The 15750-nt window shown below is 64.3% G+C and carries 16 protein-coding genes; 12 read left to right on the plus strand and 4 right to left on the minus strand.

Going from position 1 to position 15750, the window contains the following annotated elements:
- Nucleotides 1-100: 100 nt before the first annotated feature.
- Together DCY11_RS05725 and DCY11_RS05730 are read left to right on the plus strand one after the other, a co-directional pair.
- On the plus strand, nt 101-526 hold the full coding sequence (locus DCY11_RS05725) for a YcgN family cysteine cluster protein (protein ID WP_108681792.1): 426 nt from the start codon (nt 101-103) through the stop codon (nt 524-526).
- A gap of 87 nt (nt 527-613) precedes the next feature.
- On the plus strand, nt 614-982 hold the full coding sequence (locus DCY11_RS05730) for a hypothetical protein (protein ID WP_159079833.1): 369 nt from the start codon (nt 614-616) through the stop codon (nt 980-982).
- 31 nt (nt 983-1013) lie between these two features.
- Here the strand turns inward: DCY11_RS05730 and DCY11_RS05735 are convergent, their stop codons facing one another.
- From DCY11_RS05735 to DCY11_RS05745, 3 genes are all read right to left on the minus strand, one after another.
- Complete coding sequence (locus DCY11_RS05735) at nt 1014-2474, minus strand: HAMP domain-containing sensor histidine kinase (RefSeq protein WP_245409457.1); 1461 nt, start codon at nt 2472-2474, stop codon at nt 1014-1016.
- A gap of 172 nt (nt 2475-2646) precedes the next feature.
- Nucleotides 2647-4071 carry an NAD(P)/FAD-dependent oxidoreductase gene (locus tag DCY11_RS05740; RefSeq protein ID WP_108681796.1) on the minus strand — a complete coding sequence of 475 codons (1425 nt, stop codon included), beginning with the start codon at nt 4069-4071 and terminating at the stop codon, nt 2647-2649.
- A gap of 43 nt (nt 4072-4114) precedes the next feature.
- Entirely contained in the window at nt 4115-4906 is a 792-nt protein-coding gene (locus DCY11_RS05745) for a TVP38/TMEM64 family protein (RefSeq protein ID WP_108681798.1), read from the minus strand.
- A 299-nt stretch (nt 4907-5205) separates the two neighbouring features.
- Here DCY11_RS05745 and rpmH point away from each other — a divergent pair, with 299 nt between their 5' ends.
- The 10 genes from rpmH to murI all read left to right on the plus strand — a co-directional run bounded on the left by rpmH (nt 5206) and on the right by murI (nt 14077).
- Nucleotides 5206-5340, plus strand: a complete 135-nt coding sequence (gene rpmH, locus DCY11_RS05750; RefSeq protein ID WP_082025450.1) for a 50S ribosomal protein L34 — start codon at nt 5206-5208, stop codon at nt 5338-5340.
- Between the two features lie 24 nt (nt 5341-5364).
- Entirely contained in the window at nt 5365-5751 is a 387-nt protein-coding gene (rnpA, locus tag DCY11_RS05755; RefSeq protein WP_108681800.1) for a ribonuclease P protein component, read from the plus strand.
- 51 nt (nt 5752-5802) lie between these two features.
- The gene (gene yidC, locus DCY11_RS05760; RefSeq protein WP_108681803.1) at nt 5803-7863 is read left to right on the plus strand and encodes a membrane protein insertase YidC; all 2061 of its coding nucleotides are present in this window, start codon (nt 5803-5805) and stop codon (nt 7861-7863) included.
- Nucleotides 7864-7915: 52 nt separating this feature from the next.
- Nucleotides 7916-8590 (plus strand): ribosome biogenesis GTP-binding protein YihA/YsxC, encoded by a 675-nt coding sequence (yihA, locus tag DCY11_RS05765; protein WP_108681806.1) that lies wholly within the window; start codon nt 7916-7918, stop codon nt 8588-8590.
- A 149-nt stretch (nt 8591-8739) separates the two neighbouring features.
- The gene (gene argB / locus DCY11_RS05770; protein WP_108683691.1) at nt 8740-9603 is read left to right on the plus strand and encodes an acetylglutamate kinase; all 864 of its coding nucleotides are present in this window, start codon (nt 8740-8742) and stop codon (nt 9601-9603) included.
- Complete coding sequence (locus DCY11_RS05775) at nt 9600-10421, plus strand: pyrimidine 5'-nucleotidase (protein WP_108681808.1); 822 nt, start codon at nt 9600-9602, stop codon at nt 10419-10421. The genes argB and DCY11_RS05775 overlap by 4 nt, the downstream gene beginning before the upstream one ends.
- 17 nt (nt 10422-10438) lie before the next feature.
- Complete coding sequence (gene dapD / locus DCY11_RS05780; RefSeq protein ID WP_108681810.1) at nt 10439-11281, plus strand: 2,3,4,5-tetrahydropyridine-2,6-dicarboxylate N-succinyltransferase; 843 nt, start codon at nt 10439-10441, stop codon at nt 11279-11281.
- 159 nt (nt 11282-11440) lie between these two features.
- Nucleotides 11441-11899 (plus strand): DUF805 domain-containing protein, encoded by a 459-nt coding sequence (locus tag DCY11_RS05785; RefSeq protein WP_245409458.1) that lies wholly within the window; start codon nt 11441-11443, stop codon nt 11897-11899.
- A 155-nt stretch (nt 11900-12054) separates the two neighbouring features.
- A complete protein-coding gene (gene dapE, locus DCY11_RS05790) occupies nt 12055-13257 on the plus strand; it encodes a succinyl-diaminopimelate desuccinylase (RefSeq protein ID WP_108681813.1) in 1203 nt (400 codons plus the stop codon).
- Nucleotides 13247-14077 (plus strand): glutamate racemase, encoded by an 831-nt coding sequence (gene murI / locus DCY11_RS05795; protein ID WP_108681816.1) that lies wholly within the window; start codon nt 13247-13249, stop codon nt 14075-14077. The genes dapE and murI overlap by 11 nt, the downstream gene beginning before the upstream one ends.
- A 16-nt stretch (nt 14078-14093) precedes the next feature.
- On the opposite strand, the gene murJ is transcribed toward murI, so the two are convergent.
- A complete protein-coding gene (murJ, locus tag DCY11_RS05800; protein ID WP_108683692.1) occupies nt 14094-15728 on the minus strand; it encodes a murein biosynthesis integral membrane protein MurJ in 1635 nt (544 codons plus the stop codon).
- Between the last annotated feature and the right edge of the window lie 22 nt (nt 15729-15750).

Here is a 15750-nt window from a genome sequence, read left to right on the forward strand (position 1 = left end):
TTGGCTCCGAGAGGCGTCCGTAGCGGGGCGAACCCCAAATTTGCATCGTCCGATCCGCTGTTCCACAACACGCCGGGATATGAGAGCCCGCCAAAGACTAATGTCCTCGACGAACCAGCCCGATTTTCTAGCCAAGCCGCTCTACGAGATGAGCGAGCAGGAATGGGAATCGCTGTGCGACGGCTGCGGCCTCTGCTGCCAGATCAGAGCCGAGGATATCGACACGGGTGAAATCGTAGTGTCCAACGCCGCCTGCCGCTTGCTGTGCTTGGACAGCCTTCGCTGCACGGACTACGCAAACCGGAAGGCCAGGGTCGAGGACTGCGTCAAGATCACACCCCAGAATGTCTCTCAGCTGAACTGGCTTCCCCATACTTGCGCCTACCGCATGGTGTTCAGAGGGGAACCGCTCGAAGACTGGCACTATCTCGTCTGCGGCGACAGAAATCGCGTCCACGAAGATGGCCCGTCCATGAAAGGTGAGCTTGTCAGCGAGGACACCGTTGATTGGAGCGACTTTGAGTGAGACGCTCCGCCCCCGCACGACAGCGACAGACAACCCGACATGTTTTTCGGCTATACTCGTGCCCATAACTGTCAAGGGAGAAACACCATGACTCGAAATGTCTCACGATGGACCGCCATGTTCGCGGCAGCCGCCCTGGCTTTGACGCTCGCCAGCTGCGATGCCCCGAAAGAGGAAGATACCGCCACCGAAAGCAGCGGCTTCGTCGGCAGCTACACGACCAAGGACACGCAAGGCAACGATATGTCCGTGACCCTCGACGAGGAGGGCTCGGCCACAGGCACACGCGCCGGCGACGACCTGACCGGCTCGTGGAAGGCCGAGGGTGACACCGCCACCGTGAACTGGGCCGACGGCTGGGTGACAAAGATCACCAAGGACGGCGACGGCTACAGCAAGACGGCCTACAAGGACGGCAAGGAAGAAGGCAGCGCCGTCCCGGCCGAGAAGAAATAGCAAGGCGCCTCTTCTGAAGCGCCTTTAACGGCTAAGCACGGCGGCGCCGCGCCCGCTCCAGTTCGACGACCACGTCGGGGATGGTAATGCGGAACGTGGCGCCGCCGTCATTGCTGACCAGCTCGATATGGCCGCCATGGGCCATGACCAGCTCGGCCGCGATGGCCAAGCCCAGCCCCGAACCACCTTTGCGCGCCACGCTCTGAAACGCCTGGAACAGGCGCTTGCGCGCTTGCTCGGGGACCCCGGGCCCCGTATCGGCGACATCGATCGTCACCACCGCGCCGTCCCGCCGCGCGAACACGCTGATCGTCCCCATGCCGTCCGGCACGCTTTCGAACGCCTGCACCGCGTTGCGGCAAAGATTTGAGAGCACCCGGTAAAGGTGGTCCCGGTCCGCATCGACCTCGATCCCGCTCTCCAGGTTCACGTCCCAATCGATCGCCCCTTCACGCGGAAGGCCGAGTGAATCGCCGACCTCGGTCACGAGCGGCGCCAGCGCGAAGCGCGCGCGATTGGGGGGCGCCTCCTGAGCCTGGCCGAAGTCGAGCGTTTGGACACAGAGGCGAATGGCACGGTCGAGCGATGCAATCAGCTTCGGCACCAGCCGCTGCACGGTCGGGTCCCGCACTTCGGCGAGGCGGTCGGACAGGAGCTGCGCGCTCGACAGCATGTTGCGTAGATCGTGACTGATCTTGCTCACCGCCAGCCCGAGCGCGGCCAAACGCGTCTTTTGCGACAGCGTTTGGGAGAGTTCGTTCTGCATCGCGGCGAGCTCGCGCTCCGCCGTCCCGATCTCGTCCCGCCTGGCCGAAGGCGCGATGATCCGGCTCGGATCCTCGGGCTGCTCGGCGAACCGCACCATATTGCGGGTGAGCTGCGTCATGGGCTTCACCAGCAGCCAGTCGAGCGCGAGGAAGACGAGCGTCGCGGTGATGATCGAAATCAGGATGGACAGGCCGAGAATGTCGAGCCCGTATTTCAGCATGGCCGCCTTGAGCGGCCCCTCCTCCATCACGACATCGACCATCTCGCCCGGGCTGAAGTCAGGCTCGCCGACAACGCGGATCACGCGATTGTCCGGGGCGAGATAGACCATAAGCGCGTCGCCGATGAGGTCGGCCCAAGAGGCCTCGCGCAGATCGTAGGTCTCGACCTCTTGGGGCTTGGCCATCCGCACGATGAGCACGCGCGAATCTTCGTGCTTCACCGAGATGGCTTTCACCCGCGCGCGATCCAGGAGCTCGTCACGCAGCTTGGTCGGCAGGCGTCCGTCAGGTGCCGCCTCCGCGGCGAGCGAGGCAATCTGCGCCGCCTGCAGCCGCTCCATCAGCCATTGGCGCCGGAAATTCGACACCGAAGGCACGAACACCAAGACCTCCGCCAACATCACAAACAGAATGGTCAGCAAAAGCAGCTTCGTGGATAGCCCGGCTACGGCCCGGGTGACCCGCGAGGTGGCGAGGCTCTTATGCTCGGACTGGTCGTTCACTGGTATTGCTCGTCTTTTCGGCTCAAACGCGTTTTCAGGTTCAAACGCGGCTCGGCCGGGCTATCGCCCTGGCGTCCCATCATAATACCCGTTATTGGAGCAAGAATCCCTAGTTTGTGGCCCCGGGAAACCGGCCGATTTAGGGGGCGTTGCGGCGTGGGATGGGCGGCGATCAGCCGAGCTTGCGCAGCAGACCGATGATCCAGTGCAACCAGCGCTTGGTCAGCAAGGGACGATAATAAGAGAAGGCAACCCGCTTCGAGATTTCGGAGAAGGTCGGATAGGGCAGAACAAGCGACGTCAGGTCGCCGATGCGCATCTCCTTGGCGATCGCGACGATCCAGAGCTGCAACAGTTCACCGGCCTCGGGCCCCACGAGCGTGACGCCGAGTATCGTACCGTCCTTTTTCGTGATGACCTTGATGAACCCTTCCGTCTGGCGTTCGCATTGGGCGCGGTCGTTGTCGGCGAACGGCCAGCGGTAGATGCGAATGCGGCGGGATTTCTCGCGCGCTTCCTTCTCCGTCAGCCCGACCTGGGCCAATTCTGGATCGGTGTACATCACCCGGGGAATGGGCATCGCGCTGACGTCCGGCTTCAGCCGGAACAGTGCGTTCTTGATCACGATGCTCGCATGATAGTTGGCGAGGTGCGTGAACTGCTGGCCGCCGATGGCATCGCCAATGGCATAGATCTTCCGATTGGACGTCTTGAGCTGCTCGTTGACCTTGATGCCGCGATCGGTGTGCGTGACCCCGGCGCGATCGAGGCTGAGCGCCTTTAGGTTCGGCCGGCGGCCCGTCGCCACGAGGATGTGCGAGCCTTTGACGATGACGTTGTCCGTACCCTGGCTGAAATGGACCGCGAGCCCCTGGACTGATGGCTCGACCCGCTCCACCCGCGTATTGGGATACATCGCGACGCCGGCCTCGTGCAGACGCTTGAGCACGACGCGCGCCGCCTCGGGGTCCTCCTTGGTGAGGAACTCTCCGGTGTCGAAGATGCTCACATCCGCGCCGAGCATGTTGTAGGCCTGCCCGAGTTCGAGCCCGATGGGCCCGCCGCCGAGCACGATCAGGTGCTGCACCCGCTCCCCGAGATCGAAAATGGTTTCGTTGGTCAGATAGGGAACCTCGTCGAGCCCGGGGATCGCAGGCACGTTCGGCTTGCCGCCGGTGGCGATCACAAAGCGCCGCGCACGGACGAGCACGGAGCCCGCTTCCAGCGTTTCTTTGTCGAGGAAGCTCGCCTGCGCCCGGATGACTCGCACGCCAAGGCCGGTAAACCGCTCGAGGGAATCGTTGGGAGCGATATTAGCGATCGCGCGGTGCACGTGATCGTGGACGGCGCGGTGGTCGATCTGGGCCTCGAGCACGTCGATACCGAAATTGGACGCTGTCCGGACCGCATCGGCTCGCTTTGCCGCTGCCAGAAGAGCCTTGGACGGGACGCAGCCATAGTTTAGGCAATCGCCGCCCATGAGCCCCTTCTCGACCAGCACGACGGAAACGCCGAGTTGAGCTGCGGCGGCGGCCACCGAGAGACCGCCCGAGCCCGCGCCGATCACGCACAGGTCAGGAGTTAGCTCCTCTTCCATTCTTGCTCTGGTCCCCTTGCACCGAACCGGCCGGTTGCACCCATCATACCGTCCGGCGGCTTAGCTTTTTTGCCACGACTGGAATGAGCGCCACCACTCCCAGCGCCACGACCGCCACGATAACGTCCGTGGTCAGCAGAGCGCCGGGGTCAATCCCGAACTGACAGGAGTCATGACCGCCCTCACCGGCCTTTGCAAGACAGGATTCGTAGGACGCCTGCTGCGCATCGAACACGCTGTCGAGCCCATTGCCGGCAAGCGCGAACGCGAACGTGCCGGGGATAATGCCAACAAAAGTCGTGAGGACATAGGTCCAGAAAGACACGCCCAAGAGCCCAGGGGCGAGATTCACAAGCCAGAACGGAAACACGGGGATCAGCCGGAGAAAGAGAAGATAGCTCGTTGCGTCTTCGCGAAACCCATCGGCGAAGCGCTGCAGCTTGGGGCCGGCCTTCTCGACCAGAACGTCCCGTAGCGCGCTGCGCGCGACCAGAAAGACGGCCGTCGCGCCGATCGTGGCTCCGACCACGGACAGAACGCCGCCGAGGAACCAGCCGAACAGGAACCCGGCGGCGACCGTCAGGACCACGCCGCCTGGAATCGAGAGCGCAACCGTTACGGCGTACAGGGCCGTGAATGCCGTCAGGGCGAGCACGTAGTGGTCGTCCATCAGCGCCCGCAGGCTCTCGCGGTTCGCCGCCAACTGTTCCAGCGTCAGATAGCGATGCCAGCCCATGGCCACGACCAGCGTAGTGACGGCCGCCAACAGCAGCAGCGGCCAAAGCCGTTTCAGCCAATTTGCAGCCCCCATAGCCATGTTTTCTGCGTGCTCCATATGGACCGGCTCCTTCCGGGGGACTAAGACGCCCCGATTTCCGGCCTTCTATAGATAGGGCCTACCGAACGGCCGGGGGAATGGCCTGTCGCAGTCTTGTGATGGTCCGTCAGCGTCTGTGAAGGGATTTCGGCCCGCCGGGAGCAATCCGGGCCGTTTTTCGAGGCGCTCGGGGCCAAAATGTCCTCCGATTGATTGACTTGGCCGCCTGCCGCACCTATAAGCCGCTCCGAACCATTTCGCCTCCGAGGCCCGCGTTCCATTGGTGAACCGCGTGGACGGATGGCAGGAGAAAGTCCGTGAAACGCACTTATCAACCCTCGCGGCTCGTCCGCAAACGCCGCCATGGCTTTCGCGCGCGTATGGCCACCAAGGGCGGCCGCAAGGTTATTGCGCGCCGGAGAGCCAAGGGCCGCAAGAGCTTGTCAGCCTAGGCGGAGTCAAACCGCCTCACCCCGGTGACGGCCATCGGACGCCTCAAGACCCGGTCTGAATTTGTGTTCGTGAAGGGCGGAACGCGCTTCGCGACGCCTTCGCTCGTGCTCCAGGCCAGGCGGCGTGCGCCGGACACCGCACACAGCCCCGAACTGGCCCGCTTTGGTTTTACCGCGACGAAACGCCTCGGAGGCGCCGTGGTGCGCAACCGTGCGCGGCGGCGACTCAAGGAGGCAGTGCGCCTGACCGCCGCCGACCAGGCCGTCGAGGGCTATGATTATGTGTTGATCGCGCGCGGGGGCGCGGTACAACGGCCCTTCACCGAGGTGATCAAGGATCTTCAGCGCGCGCTGACCAAGGTGCACGAGCCCTCTTCGGGGAAACGGCACCGCAAACCTCCTTCGGCCTAGCGCCGATCGGACGAGACGAGCACGACAACAGCCACCGGGCCCAAAGACGACATGGACGAGAACAACCGCAATTTTATTCTAGCGATCGTGCTGTCGATGACCGTGCTTTTCGCCTGGCAGTTCTTCTTCGTGCCGACGAAGCCGCCCGAGGAGCAGCAAGCCGCTCAGACAGAGCAGACCCAGACGGCCGGCGAGGCGACGACTCCCACCCCATCCGGGGCTGGTCAGGCGCCGCGCCCGGGCGCGGGCACGGCTCCGCAGCCTGAGGGCTCTCCGACCGGCATGAGCCGGAAGGAGGCGCTCGCGGCCTCGCCCCGCATCGCCATCGACACGCCGAGCGTCCGTGGCTCGATCTCGCTGAAGGGCGCCCGGATCGACGACCTGACGCTGAAGGACTACCGGGTGACGGTCGATCCCGACAGCCCCCAAGTGATCCTGCTGTCTCCGGCCGGCGGCCCTCATGCCTACTATGCCGAGCGCGGCTATGTGGGCGACAGCGGCAACAAGATGCCGCTGCCCACTGGCGACACGCTGTGGACCGCCGAGGGCGACGGCAAGCTCACGCCCGACACGCCGATCACGCTCACCTACGACAACGGCGAGGGCTTGACGTTCACCCGCACCATTTCCGTCGACGACAAGTACATGTTCACGATCGACGACAAGGTGGCGAACACGGGGACCGAAAAGGCGACGATCTACCCTTACGGCCTCGTTTCCCGCCACGAGCTGCCCGACGTCCAAGGCTTCTACATTCTGCATGAGGGCCTGATCGGCGTCGTCGACGACGGTCTCGAGGAAATCAGCTACAGCAGCGCGCTCGAGGATCCGGCGGCGACCTTCAAGAGCAAGAACGGCTGGCTCGGCATTACGGACAAGTACTGGGCCACGACTGTGATCCCAGCTCAAGGCATTCCCTTCGACGCCACGTTCAAGGGCTCGGACAAGGGCGGCCGCAAACACTTCCAGACCGATTACCTGATGCAGGCCATGGACGTGCCGCCGGGCGCGACGGTGTCGCTATCGGGGCAGGTGTTCGCCGGCGCCAAGGAAGTGAATGTGGTGGACGGCTATGCCGCGACCTACGACATCCCCAAGTTCGACCTCCTGATCGACTGGGGCTGGTTCTACTTCCTCACCAGGCCGCTCTTTTACGCGCTCGACTACTTCTACAAACTCGTCGGCAATTTCGGCGTCTCGATCCTGATCGTCACCGTGCTGATCAAGCTCGTGCTCTTCCCGCTCGCGAACAAATCCTACGTGTCGATGAGCCGGATGAAGAAGCTCGCGCCCGAGATGCAGAAGATCAAGGAGCGCTACGGCGACGATCGCATGCGTCAGCAGCAGGCGATGATGGATCTGTACAAGAAGGAAAAGGTGAACCCAGCCTCGGGCTGTTTGCCGATCCTCGTGCAGATTCCTGTGTTCTTCGCGCTCTACAAGGTGCTGTTCGTCACCATCGAAATGCGGCATGCGCCGTTCTTCGGATGGATCAAGGATCTTTCCGCGCCGGACCCGACGACGGTTTTCAATCTCTTCGGACTTATTCCGTGGGATCCGCCGATGTTTCTCATGGTCGGTGCGTGGCCGATCATCATGGGCATCACCATGTGGTTCCAGATGAAGCTGAACCCGGCGCCGCCGGATCCGATTCAGCAGAAAATCTTCGGCTGGATGCCGATTGTCTTCACCTACATGCTTGCGTCGTTCCCGTCGGGCCTCGTGATCTACTGGGCGTGGAACAACTTCCTGTCGATCCTCCAGCAATCGGTCATCATGTGGCGTCAGGGCGTGGACATCCCGCTGCTTGAGAATCTCGGCCTGAAGCCGAAGGCGGACCCCGTGGATGACACGGACGACGCGAAATCGGCGCGGGAGGCGGCCGAGGAGAAGCGTAGCGCCAAGGCTTCGCGGCGCGCGGAGCGGGCTGCCAAGCAGATCGAAGCCGACGAAGAGGCGGGCGACGCCGAAGACGCCGTCAATGGCGCAGACGCCGCTGCCCCGGCACCCAAGAAGGCTGCGCCGAAGAAGCGCGCGCCGCGCAAGCGGGCGGCCAAGAAGAGCGCTTCCAAGGCGGCCGATCAGGAAGCGGACGGGGAAAGCCCGGCGTAGGCGCCGGCGCTTTCCGCTTGAGGTCGCCCGCGAAGCCGGGCACTTCATACCCATGACCGATTTCGAATTCACCGACAGCGAGCTTGCGCGCGGCGAAGCCCTGTTCCGCGTACCTTGCGAGTTCGTCCTGGGCGCCGTTGCCGTCGACGGGCTTCCCGCTGACGGGCGCCCGGAGATCGCCTTTGCAGGGCGCTCGAACGTGGGCAAATCGAGCCTCATCAATGCCCTGACGGGCCGAAAGACGCTGGCGCGGGTTTCCGTGACCCCTGGCCGGACGCGCGAGCTCAATTTCTTCACGCTGGGTGCCAACGGACCAAACGGAGCTGGCAGCGCCTATCTCGTGGATATGCCGGGCTACGGCTATGCCAAGGTCTCCCGGTCCGCCGTGAAAGGGTGGACGCGGCTGATCGAGGACTATCTGAAGGGGCGCCGGGAACTGAAGCGCGTGTTCCTGCTGATCGATGCCCGCCATGGCCTGAAAGCCAACGACCGGGACACGATGAAGCTTATGGACGAGTCCGCCGTGTCCTATCAGGGCGTCCTGACCAAGGCCGACAAGCCGAAGCTAAGCGAGCTGGAGGCCGTCATCGCCAAGACGGAGGCGGAACTCGCCAAACACCCCGCCGCCTTCCCCCATCTTCTTGTGACATCGGCCAAGGAGGGCGTCGGCATCCCGGAATTGCGGGCAACGATCGCCAGCCTCGTAGCGAACGGCGTTGAACCGTAAGGCCTTCCGCCGCTATAAGCGCACCCGTGACAGATACGACCTCAAAACCGCCTTCGGGCACTGATGCAGCCGCGACCGGCGCCGCGCTGACGGACGCGCTCGGCCCGGTGCACGCCAAGGCGAAGATCCTCTCCGAGGCCCTGCCCTATATGCAGCGCTACGACCGCGAGACGGTCGTGGTGAAATATGGCGGCCACGCCATGGGCGACCCGGAACTGGCGAAGGATTTCGCGCGCGACGTGGTGCTGCTCAAGCAGGCCGGCGTGAACCCGGTGGTGGTGCATGGCGGCGGCCCGCAGATCGGGCGGCTGCTGGAGCGCCTCAACATCAAGTCCGAGTTCAAGGACGGCCTCAGGGTCACGGACCGGCAGACGGTCGACGTGGTCGAGATGGTCCTGGCGGGCTCCGTGAACAAGGAAATCGTCTCCGCCATCAACGATCAGGGCGGCAAGGCCGTCGGCATCTGCGGCAAGGACGCCAATCTGATGCGGGCCACGAAGCTCGAACGGCGGGTGCGCGATCCCGAATCCAATATCGAGAAGGTCCTCGATCTCGGGTTCGTCGGCGAGCCGGGCCTCGTCGAACCTCACATCATCGACGTGATCATTCAGTCGGATCTGATCCCGGTGGTGGCCCCGATCGGCGTAGGCCCCGACGGCGAGACGCTGAACATCAATGCGGACACGTTCGCCGCCGCCATCGCGGTCGCGCTGAAGGCCAAGCGTCTGCTTCTGCTCACGGACGTGGACGGAGTTCTGGACAAGGACGGCGCCTTGGTCCGCTCCATGACCACGTCGGAGGCGCTCAGCCTGATCGCTGACGGCACGATCACCGGCGGCATGATCCCCAAGATCGAGAGCTGCATCGACGTGATCTCCGAGGGCGTGGAAGCCGTGGTCATCATCAACGGCAAGGTGCCCCATTCGGTGCTGCTCGAGCTCTTCACCGAGCATGGCGCCGGCACGCTGATCGAGCGGCGGCGCCCCCATGGCTACCGCACGAGGCAGCCATGACGGATGCGGCGCCAAGCAAGCTTCGGACACGAACGCTTCAGGGAAACACGATCGCGGAGCGCGGCTTCGGTCATGTGGAGACCTGGGTCTTCGATCTCGACAACACGCTCTACCCGGCCGAGTGCGATCTCTTCGCTCAGATCGACCACCGCATGGGCTCGTTCATCGCCGAAACGCTGGGTCTGTCGCTCGAGGACGCGCACGCCCTGCGCAAGCAATACTATTTCGAGCACGGTACGACGCTCGCCGGACTGATCCGTCTTCACGGCGTCAAGCCGCACGACTTCCTCGACTATGTCCACGACATCGACCTCGCTGTGGTCGACCCGTCACCGGAGCTCGGTGCCGCCATCGAGGCGCTGCCGGGGCGAAAGCTGGTGTTCACGAACGGCTGCCGCAAGCACGCCGAACGCGTCACGACCAAGCTTGGCGTGCGGGACCTGTTCGAGGACATTTTCGATATCCACGCCCTCGAATACGTGAACCCCAAGCCGTCGCGGGAGGCCTTCGAACGCTTCGTCGCCACCCATGGGGTCGAGAGCAGCCGGGCCGCGATCTTCGACGACCTGCCGCACAATCTCGAGACCGCGCACGCGATCGGCATGACAACGATCTGGATCGACTGCCGCGCGATGGGCCGTCCCGAACACGTCGCGCATGAGGACTGGGCCGAACTGCCCGAGCACATTCATCACCGCACGGAGGCGCTCACGCCTTTCGTCGCCGCCATCGGCGCGTCTCTCGCGGAGGACGCGGCAGGCCGCAAGGATCCTGCCGCGGCCCCCCCGGCGGAGAGCGCAACACACAATAATCTGTAGAGTTTTGGGAGAAATCCATGTCGCACGATCATCTGAAGAACTTCATCGACGGCGCATTCGAGCACGCGTCCGACATCAATTCGGACACGAAGGGCGTGGTGCGCGACGGCGTCGAGGAGGTTCTGGGCCTGCTCGACAAGGGCGAATTGCGGGTCGCGGAGAAGGTCGACGGCGACTGGGTCGTCAATCAATGGGTCAAGAAGGCCATTCTGCTCTCGTTCAAGCTGAACGATCAGAAGCGGATGGACGGCGGCCCCGGCGATTCCTCCTGGTGGGACAAGGTCCCCATGAAGTTCGAGAAGTGGAAGGCCAAGGACTTCAAGGAAGCCGGTTTCCGGGCCGTGCCGGGCTGCCTCGTGAGGCATTCGGCCTTCATCGCGCCGGGCGTCGTCCTGATGCCGTCCTTCGTCAACCTCGGGGCCTATGTGGACAGCGGTTCCATGATCGATACCTGGGCCACGGTCGGCTCATGCGCGCAGATCGGCAAGAACGTGCATCTGTCGGGCGGCGCCGGTATCGGCGGCGTGCTCGAGCCGCTGCAGGCCAATCCCGTGATCATCGAAGACAATTGCTTCATCGGCGCCCGCGCCGAAGTGGCCGAAGGGGTGATCGTGGGCGAAGGCTCGGTGTTGTCCATGGGCGTCTATATCGGCCAGTCCACCAAGATCATCGACCGGGCCACGGGCTTCGTCCACCAGGGCCGCGTACCGCCTTATTCGGTCGTCGTGTCCGGCTCCATGCCGGGCAAGCCGCTGCCGGACGGAACGCCTGGGCCTTCGCTCTATTGCGCGGTGATCGTGAAAACCGTGGACGAGCAAACGCGCTCGAAGACGTCCATCAACGAGTTGCTGCGCGACTAGAAATGCGCGCAGTACGCCGTGGTCTGGCGGCTTCGGCCAAGACCGGCCCGCGGCCTTGCGGTTCATAAGAACCCGAACGGACAGATTGCGATTCGACTCGCGCCCTTCGCAATGTCACGATTCGGGCCTAAAACGTGAGTCCTGCGTCAGAGGCTGACAATGGGGGAAACAATGGATCTGCAGTACATCTTCACGTCGCTGGACGGCCGTATCAACCGGGCCAAATGGTGGGCCGGTGTGGTGATCCTCGGCATTATCAGCATCATTCTCGGGGTGCTGATCGAAGTGATCTTCGGAACGGGTTTCTTCGGTGGATTCCTGGCGACGGTCGTCGCGCTGGCCTTGTTCTTCCCCACCTATGCCGTCTGCGCCAAGCGGTTCCAAGACCGGGACAAGCCCGGAAAGATGGCCCTGTACGGATTGGTTCCCTCCCTCGTCGCGAGCCTCCTCGACGGCTGGGGCCTGACCGGCATAGGCGATCAGCTCAACATTATCGGCTGGCTCTGCGTCCTCGTGAATCTCGGCGTCGGCCTGTGGTTCCTGATCGAGCTCGGGATCCTCAAGGGAACGCCAGGGCCCAACCACTATGGCGGCGACCCGCTGGCAGCCCTGACCTAAGAGCCGTCGAAGCCTTCGACGCAGTCGACAGGCGGTCTTCATCAAGCAGACCGCGCTATTTCCGCCCTTACCGCTGCTTGCCATAGGAAGCGCGCGCGGTCATGTTCGTGAGCCGTGCCCGCTATGGTCGCGTCGCAATTCTAAGGACTTGGGTCATGTCATCGCCCGCCGATAACGCGGTCGCCATCGCGCAAGATTTGATCCGGTGCCCGAGCGTCACGCCAGTGGACGCAGGCGCCCTGGATGCGCTCGGCCGGCCTTTGGCGGCCGCGGGCTTTACGTGCGACCGGCTGACCTTCAGCGAAGACGGGACGGCGGACGTCGACAACCTCGTGGCGCATATCGGCAGCGGCGCCCCGCATCTGTGTTTCGCCGGCCATACGGACGTGGTTCCGCCCGGCGACGAAAGCTCGTGGGCCCATGCGCCCTTTTCCGCCGAGATCGCCGATGGGCGGCTCTACGGGCGCGGCGCCTCGGACATGAAGGGCGCGGTCGCCTGTTTCGCCGCGGCGGCGATCGACTATGTTGCCGAGCGCGGCGGCCAGGTGCCGGGTACGATCAGCCTCCTGATCACCGGCGACGAGGAAGGCACCGCGGTCAACGGCACCAAGAAGGTCTTGGCCTGGATGGAGGAAACGAACCTCGTTCCCGATCATTGCCTCGTGGGCGAGCCGTCCAACCCTGCCGTTCTCGGCGAGATGATCAAGATTGGCCGCCGCGGAAGCCTCACCGGACACCTCACCGTGACCGGTCAGCAAGGCCATGTGGCTTACCCGCATCTTGCGGCCAATCCGGTCAAGGGCATCGTCACGGCGCTCGCGAAGCTGTACGGGACGCCACTCGATTCCGGCAGCACGCATTTCTCGCCCTCCAATCTGGAAGTGACGAGCATCGACGTGGGCAATCCGGCCACCAATGTGATCCCGGCGCGGGCCGAAGCGCGTTTCAACATTCGCTTCAACGATAACCATGAGGCCGAAACATTGAAGGCCATGCTGCAGGAGAGCATCGCCGCCGCGCTTTCAGGCACCGACCTCACCTTCACGTTGGACTTTGCGCCGCATGGGGACGTGTTCGTGACGAAGCCCGGCGCGCTCGATCAACTCCTCAGCGAGGCCGTGACCGAATTCACCGGGAAGACGCCTGTGCTCTCCACCGACGGCGGTACGTCCGATGCGCGCTTCATCAAGGACTATTGCCCGGTGGTGGAGTTCGGACTGACGACCGAGACGATCCACAAGACGGATGAGAACGCCGCTCTGGCCGACCTCGAAACGCTGACCGCGATCTACCGCCGGTTCATCGCGCGCTATTTCGAGACGTTTGGCGACGCTGCCGGGGACAAGAATGGCCGGTGATCCGCGCCCCATCGGCGTGTTCGACTCGGGCATGGGCGGACTGACCGTGCTGCGGGCGCTGGCCGCCCGTCTGCCGGACGAGCACTTCGTCTATCTCGGCGACACCGCGCGCCTCCCCTACGGCACCAAGAGCCCTGACACCGTGCGCGCGTATGCGCTGCAGGCAACGCACCTTCTCCTCGGCGAGGACGTGAAGATGGTCGTGATCGCCTGCAACACCGCTTCGTCGGTGGCTCTGGAAGCGCTGCAGGAGGCGCTGGCGCCCTTACCCGTCATCGGCGTGATCGAGCCGGGCGCCCGCGCGGGCGTCGCGGCCACGCGCAACAAACGCATCGCCGTGCTGGCCACCGAGAGCACGGTCAAAGGCGGCGCCTACGCGCGGGCCATCCACCATCTCATGGCCGAGGCGCACGTGGAGCAACTGGCTTGCCAGGTCTTCGTCGCGTTGGCCGAAGAAGGCTGGGCGGACACGCGCGCCACCACGGCGGCCGTCGAAGACTATCTCGAACCGCTCTTCGCGCGCGCCGACGCACCCGACACGCTGGTGCTGGGCTGCACGCATTTCCCGGTCTTGGCAGCTGCTATTCAGCGCCATGTGGGCAACGGCATCACGCTCGTGGATTCGGCTGAGACCACGGCAGCGGCTGTCGCCGAGACGCTGGCGACCTCGACGCTGCAAGCCGGAAATAGCGGTGCGCCGCGCAACGTCCGCTTCTTCGCCACGGACTCGCCGGAGCGCTTCGCGAGGATCGGCGCCATCTTCTTCGGACAAGACATCGACGATGGCGCGGTGACGCTGGTCGATCTGAAGATGGCTTAGGCCAAAACGCGACCCGCTAGATCCTGGGCGGCGGCTCGGAGTCGGGCAGGCTTTCCGAGGCATCCGTCGGATCTTCGATAAGGTCCGGCTTGACCGGCGCGGGCTGCGAGGCCTCGTGCTCGATCTCCTTCATAAGACCTGTGAGCCAGCGACGCCCCAAAACGAGGAACACGGCCGCGAAATAGACGATGCCGCCGGCAACGACCAGCACGCCAAGGATCGTCTCTTCGCGGAACTTGGTCATCGAAGACAACGCGTTCTCGAGCCCAAGGCCACCGAAATAGAGCGCGACGGCGAAGGCGATCCCGATCACCGCGAGTTTCGTTACGGGGCCGCCGATGGCCGCGCCCGAGACGGCAAAGCCTTGCCGGCGCGCCAGGACCGCCAGCAGGACCAGATTGATCCAGGCCCCGATGCTAGTCGCAAGCGCAAGGCCGACCTGGGCCAGCGGGCCCATTAGTACGACCTTCAGCGCGATGTTCACCGCGGCGGCGAGCAGTGCCGCCTTCACGGGGGTCGCCGTGTCGCCGCGCGCATAGAAGGGCGCCGTGAAACTTCTCAGCAGCACGAAGGGAATGAGGCCGAGCGAATAGGCGGCAAGCGTATGACCCGCGGACAAAGCGTCCTGGCTCGTGAAAGCGCCGCGGGCGAACAGCGCCCGCATGATGAGGTCGGGGATTGCTATCGCCGCCGCTGCGCAGGGAAGCGTCAGCAGCAGTGCCAGCTGGATGCCACGCGCCTGGGCCGAGGCTGCGCCTTTCTTGTCCCCTGCCGCGAGCCGCCGCGACATTTCCGGCAGCAGCACAGTGCCGACGGCAATGCCGACGACACCGATCGGAAGCTGGTTGATGCGGTCGGCGTAGTAGAGCGCCGACAACGCGCCGGTTGGGAGGAAGGATGCGATCACCGTATCGGCGAAGAGCGCGAGCTGCACGCCGCCCGCCCCAATGATCGCGGGCCCCAGCGCCTTCAGGAATCGCCGTGTCGGCTCGTCGAGCTTGGGCATGCGCAGGCGGATGCCATAGCCGTGCATCTCCGCATCGCCGCCGACGAGGAGCACCATCGCGACGCCGGCGATCAGCACGCCCCAGGCGGCGGCGTGGCCCGCGCTCTCGAAATAGGGTGCGAGTGCCAGCGTGGCGATCAGCGAGACGTTGAGCAGGATTGAAGCGCCTGCGGCCGACGCAAACCTGTTGTTGGCATTCAAGATGCCGGCGAACAGCGTCTCCAGCGACACGAGTGCGAGATACGGGAAGGTGATGCGGGTGAGCGCGACGGCGAGATCGAAGCGTTGAGGATCGTCGGACAGACCCGGCGCCAGCAGCATCACCACGTCCGGCGTGAACAGAAGCGCGATTGCCAGCAAGACGAGGTTGATGGCGATGAGGGCGGCGCCGACCTGGTCCGCGAAGAGCTTGGCCGCAGGGAGCCCCGCCTTTTCCAGCGTGTGGGCATAGGCCGGCACGAAGGCCGCCGCGAACGCGCCTTCGGCGAAAATCGCGCGGAAATGGTTGGGCAGGCGGAAGGCGACGAAGAAGGCGTCGGCGACCGGGCCGGCGCCGAGGATGGCGGCCATCACCACGTCGCGAATGAATCCCGAGAGGCGCGATACGAGCGTCAGCCCGCCGACGGTGGCAATGCGCCTGATCATGGCTGTGTCCCCTTCGCCCGCT

The organism is Methyloceanibacter sp. wino2 (genome assembly GCF_003071365.1).
Lineage (GTDB): Bacteria > Pseudomonadota > Alphaproteobacteria > Rhizobiales > Methyloligellaceae > Methyloceanibacter.

Coding starts and splice junctions, on each gene's coding strand:
- DCY11_RS05725 (WP_108681792.1), top strand. CDS start 101: ATGTCCTCGACGAACCAGCCCGATTTTCTAGCCAAGCCGCTCTACGAG.
- DCY11_RS05730 (WP_159079833.1), top strand. CDS start 614: ATGACTCGAAATGTCTCACGATGGACCGCCATGTTCGCGGCAGCCGCC.
- DCY11_RS05740 (WP_108681796.1), bottom strand. CDS start 4,071: ATGGAAGAGGAGCTAACTCCTGACCTGTGCGTGATCGGCGCGGGCTCG.
- DCY11_RS05745 (WP_108681798.1), bottom strand. CDS start 4,906: ATGGAGCACGCAGAAAACATGGCTATGGGGGCTGCAAATTGGCTGAAA.
- yidC (WP_108681803.1), top strand. CDS start 5,803: ATGGACGAGAACAACCGCAATTTTATTCTAGCGATCGTGCTGTCGATG.
- yihA (WP_108681806.1), top strand. CDS start 7,916: ATGACCGATTTCGAATTCACCGACAGCGAGCTTGCGCGCGGCGAAGCC.
- argB (WP_108683691.1), top strand. CDS start 8,740: ATGCAGCGCTACGACCGCGAGACGGTCGTGGTGAAATATGGCGGCCAC.
- DCY11_RS05775 (WP_108681808.1), top strand. CDS start 9,600: ATGACGGATGCGGCGCCAAGCAAGCTTCGGACACGAACGCTTCAGGGA.
- dapD (WP_108681810.1), top strand. CDS start 10,439: ATGTCGCACGATCATCTGAAGAACTTCATCGACGGCGCATTCGAGCAC.
- DCY11_RS05785 (WP_245409458.1), top strand. CDS start 11,441: ATGGGGGAAACAATGGATCTGCAGTACATCTTCACGTCGCTGGACGGC.
- dapE (WP_108681813.1), top strand. CDS start 12,055: ATGTCATCGCCCGCCGATAACGCGGTCGCCATCGCGCAAGATTTGATC.
- murI (WP_108681816.1), top strand. CDS start 13,247: ATGGCCGGTGATCCGCGCCCCATCGGCGTGTTCGACTCGGGCATGGGC.
- murJ (WP_108683692.1), bottom strand. CDS start 15,728: ATGATCAGGCGCATTGCCACCGTCGGCGGGCTGACGCTCGTATCGCGC.